The sequence below is a fragment of the Leyella stercorea genome, assembly GCF_021531655.1.
Map to the genome: position 1 here is coordinate 1 of NZ_JADYUF010000089.1, position 4007 is coordinate 4007.

Sequence of the window (4007 nt, forward strand, 5' to 3'; positions counted from 1 at the left end):
AGAATTGTCAAAGATGTGTATAAAGGGTAGGGCGTTGCCCTGGGCTATGTGCTTCTGCCCCTTCGGGGCGTGCAGCTTAGACTTTTGACTCCCCCCTGATACAAAGAAAGCGCCTTGCAGATGCATTTGCATTTGCAAGGCACTCAACGACAATCAAAAATTATAATTTGAACTTTCGCAAGTTCAGAAGTTATAGAATTTAGAATTCATATTCTCCATTCTCATCTTCTTCCTGGACACTGAATCCATTGTTTTCGTCACCGTCGGGAGTCCAGCCTCGGTCACTTCCAATGCTTCCAGCCATTATCTGTAAAGGCTCCATTTCAATAACGCTAACCTTTGGAGTCACATATTGCTTCTTCATATTATTATTTATTTACTACTACTTTTTTGTTGTTAACAATATACACACCCTTCGGCAACTTATCGACATTGTTGGTGTTCATGCGCACACCGCCAAGGTTGTAGATGCCGGTGTTTGTATTCTGCTTGTTCTCCTCAATTACGTGGATGCCGGTTGTACCGCCCATACCGTTGCCATCAAGCGAGAACATCAACATTCTGCCCGTGTGCATATCCTCCTTAAGCCAGCAACGGTAAGCTTTAACATCGTGCGACTTAATGGTATGAATCAAGTCGCCCTTGATGAACATAAAAGAATCCTTTGACACCGTTGTCGGATTGCTGTACGAACCGCTGTAGGTCATGCCTCCGCCATTTACTGTGTGTGTCAGTTCAGATGTCTGGTCATCGTAGTTGATGCCATTGGCTACATATACAGGACCATTGAGAATCTGCGTAACACCGTTGATAGTGTATGAATAGTTGCCGAGCGGCTCCCTTGTAGGATATATTATATAAGGTGTATTCTTCTTCAGCACTACGTCCTCACCGGCTACGTCTACTGTAGAGAACTTTATCCAGTTGTTCTCCAAACGGTCGAACTCTGCCATCTGTACATCATCGCCGAAAGCTTCCTTAACCTGAGCAGCTGTCATATCGACGGGAAGAATGATAGAGTTCCATCCCTTCTTGTCGTTGTCAGCATTCTTGGTGAATGTACGATGCAGCAGCATCGTGGCTCCAGTGTATCTCTTGGTTACGTCAAGAGTCTTGTCCTCATCAAGAACCAGAAGGTTGTCGTCTCCGTTGAGTGTACCGTCATCGTTCATGTCAGTACGCAGAGCGAAGCCCTTAATCTGAAGATTCTCAAGAGCAGAGAGCGCCTTAACAGGTGTGATACGAACCTGATCGAACGACTTGGTAGGATTGAGCACGGCATAGCTGTCGCCCTTACTGCCTATTACATCAGCGCCAAGAACCTTCCAGTTTGTAAGTTCTTCCTGCTTTTCATCATCAAGATAGGTGGTCAACTTAAGACCTTCGCCCAGACTTGCACCCAATCCTAAAGCCAGATTCTGGGTTACCATAACAAGCTGCTGTCCCTTATCAACTACTTTACCCATATTGACAGAGATTGTAGAGCCTCCCAAGTTTACGCCCAAAGGTAGAGTCAGGTATGTATCCAACGACTCGTCAATCAAATTGCTCAACTCATTGTAGCCGTTGCCAATGTTGACAACATGGAACATCTTGGTGTTGGCAAAGTTGATAGAGGCATTGGTGTTATTTGTAGACACCACCTGAGTGCCGTAAACGGGATTGACTGTAGCATTGTCGGCATCTGCATCGGCTACATACGCATAGTAGACATTGAGCTGTGAGAGATCGGCAGAAAGAACGCCTGTGCTATAAAGTACAATCTCATCAAACACACAGCCCGCTGGAACTTCAACGTTCAGACACATTTTACGTGTTTCCTCTTTACCGATAAGTCCGGCTGAGATGGCATCCCAATGGGTTGCTACATTTCCAGTCACTTCCTTGCCTTTATTGTAGAGCTTGATGTTGTAGAGCTTAAGCACATCAGCATCGAGTCCGATAGCCTTAGCTGATACCACAAAACCAACCTTCATCTTTCCATTGAAAGCTCTTGTATTGCCATTCAAACCATCAGCAAAGTTAGAGCCATCAGCAGTCTTGAAACCAACGAGACCTGTGTTGGCTGCCAATGAAACGCCTGGCTCACGATAGGTGAAATCGTTGATAGAAGTAGTAAGTATGGCTGAGCGGTTCACCATTTTATCAAAAATCTGTATCAAACCACCGCCAAACTTATCGCTCAACACGTATTTAGGCTCCTCACTCTCCTTATTGACAAGGATATCCACTCCGTGTTCTTCCGCAACGTATGTGGGAGCATAGTTGAGGGTTGTCTCTTCATAGCAACCATCAGCTGCTGTCGCACGGAAAACATACTTGCCGGGAAGAGACAAATTGCTTACCAAGCCTGATGTGGCAACCACTTCAACATCTGCGGCTCCCTCCGGATAGCTCTTGACGGTCCATGTCACATCAACATCCTTGTTGTGCTGCAACTGGAACTGATTGACACTTCCAGGCACATCGCGACTTGATGTGATATTGATGGGGCAATGATGAGAAACTACATCGGGAGCCATGCACACAAAGGCGTAGTTGACAGAGGTACCACCAACTTGTATTCTTATGCCTTTGAAGAAAATCTTTGCTGCTGAGAAGGCTGCTGGAGCTCTCATAACGACTTCACCGTCCTTGGTATCCTCAATCAGTCCAAGACCCAGGAGTTTATTAGAGATGTCATACTTGCCTATTTCTTTATTCTCTTTGTTGAAAAGTGTGAGTTCAACGCCAGAGCCTACCGAAAGATTGGCGAGATTAAATCCATTAAACTTGAATCCCACTTCTGTTCCCTTAGGGAATGACTCCTCATTATCAGAAGGCTTGGCGTATACAGTAACTGGAGTTGATATTGGAATTAACGCTCCTACTACAGCTGAATAGCCATTGTTAAGATTCTCATCAATCATATCACCACGTGACACCTCACCTAGAATGCCTGTTGTCAGAAAATGGAGTTCAGCAAACATTATAACGAACTGTTCAAGGAATATATCAGCAAGGCTCTATACTACTGTCCGAAGAATTGCGCAATGTATTATTACATGAAGAGTATTAACCTCTTTTACTCAGGCAGGAGTATCAATGAGATTAGCGCTTCATTGAATAAGGCAATGCAAATGTTCGGACCCGAAAACCGCATGTACGGCAGGGCGGCATGCGTTCTGTCGAAGGCTTACGGCAACAATAAACTGTGGGAGCAGCAGAGGCGTTATCTGCTGCTTGCTGCCATTAGCGATGTAATGTCGTCAAACAATGAGCTTAAGGACTCAAACAACGAGCTTAAGGACTCAAACAAAGCGCTTCGGAACTCAAATGATGAGCTTGAAAACACCAACGCAAAGCGTGAGTTGATGGCTAATGCCTTTATCATGCTCTGCTATCAGTATATTGAGCGGTTGGACAGTCAGCGCAAACTGGTTATACGCAAGATCAAGGCAAATCAGCAGAAAGAGTTGCTGAGCATTCTCTCGTCTTCAAAGCGAGGCACTGAGGAGAGCCAGAACTTCTTCTCGCAGTTCGACAAAATCTTTCTCTCGCTCTATCCCTCGTTTGTAAATGAACAGAACTCACTGCTGATACCCGAGGCGCAAATCGAGCTTAGGGAAGACAATGAGCTGACTCCAAAACTGCGTGTAGCAGCCTTGGTAAGACTGGGCGTAACAGAAAGTCCTAAGATTGCCGGCATCCTCTCCTACTCGCTACAAACAATATACAACTATCGCTCTACACTAAAGAACAGCGCCATCGACAAAGAACACTTCGAGGAGAATCTGCAAAAGCTGTGCTCAGTTTATTAAGGGGTTGTTGTAGTGTTGGGATAACTGTTGCGTAATGACAAATTATAAATAAAAGTTCAGTTGATTGAGTGGAGGGCATGTCAAAAGTCAAAGCAGTACGCCCCAAAGGGGCAGAAGCACATAGCCCAGGGCACCCGCCCTACCCTTTATACACATCTTTTGTTCTTTGAAATCATTGGAATTCTGTATATTTGTCAGATGAAAAGT

3 protein-coding genes are annotated in these 4007 nt (G+C 45.0%); 1 reads left to right on the top strand and 2 read right to left on the bottom strand.

From position 1 onward, the window contains the following. Positions 1 to 199: 199 nt before the first annotated feature. Both I6E49_RS13985 and I6E49_RS13990 read right to left on the bottom strand, forming a co-directional pair. On the bottom strand, positions 200 to 364 hold the full coding sequence (locus tag I6E49_RS13985; RefSeq protein ID WP_235403085.1) for a hypothetical protein: 165 nt from the start codon (positions 362 to 364) through the stop codon (positions 200 to 202). 4 nt (positions 365 to 368) lie between these two features. Then, positions 369 to 2969: a hypothetical protein gene (locus I6E49_RS13990; RefSeq protein ID WP_235403087.1), complete on the bottom strand. Its 2601-nt coding sequence runs from the start codon at positions 2967 to 2969 to the stop codon at positions 369 to 371. On the opposite strand from I6E49_RS13990, the gene I6E49_RS13995 reads away from it, so the two are divergent. After that, positions 2952 to 3800 carry a DUF6377 domain-containing protein gene (locus I6E49_RS13995; RefSeq protein ID WP_235403088.1) on the top strand — a complete coding sequence of 283 codons (849 nt, stop codon included), beginning with the start codon at positions 2952 to 2954 and terminating at the stop codon, positions 3798 to 3800. The genes I6E49_RS13990 and I6E49_RS13995 overlap by 18 nt on opposite strands. The last annotated feature ends 207 nt before the right edge of the window (positions 3801 to 4007 follow it).

What these genes read in the sequence shown, in the direction of transcription:
- I6E49_RS13990 (WP_235403087.1), bottom strand. Translation starts at nt 2,969, where the DNA reads ATGTTTGCTGAACTCCATTTTCTGACAACAGGCATTCTAGGTGAGGTG.
- I6E49_RS13985 (WP_235403085.1), bottom strand. Translation starts at nt 364, where the DNA reads ATGAAGAAGCAATATGTGACTCCAAAGGTTAGCGTTATTGAAATGGAG.
- I6E49_RS13995 (WP_235403088.1), top strand. Translation starts at nt 2,952, where the DNA reads ATGGAGTTCAGCAAACATTATAACGAACTGTTCAAGGAATATATCAGC.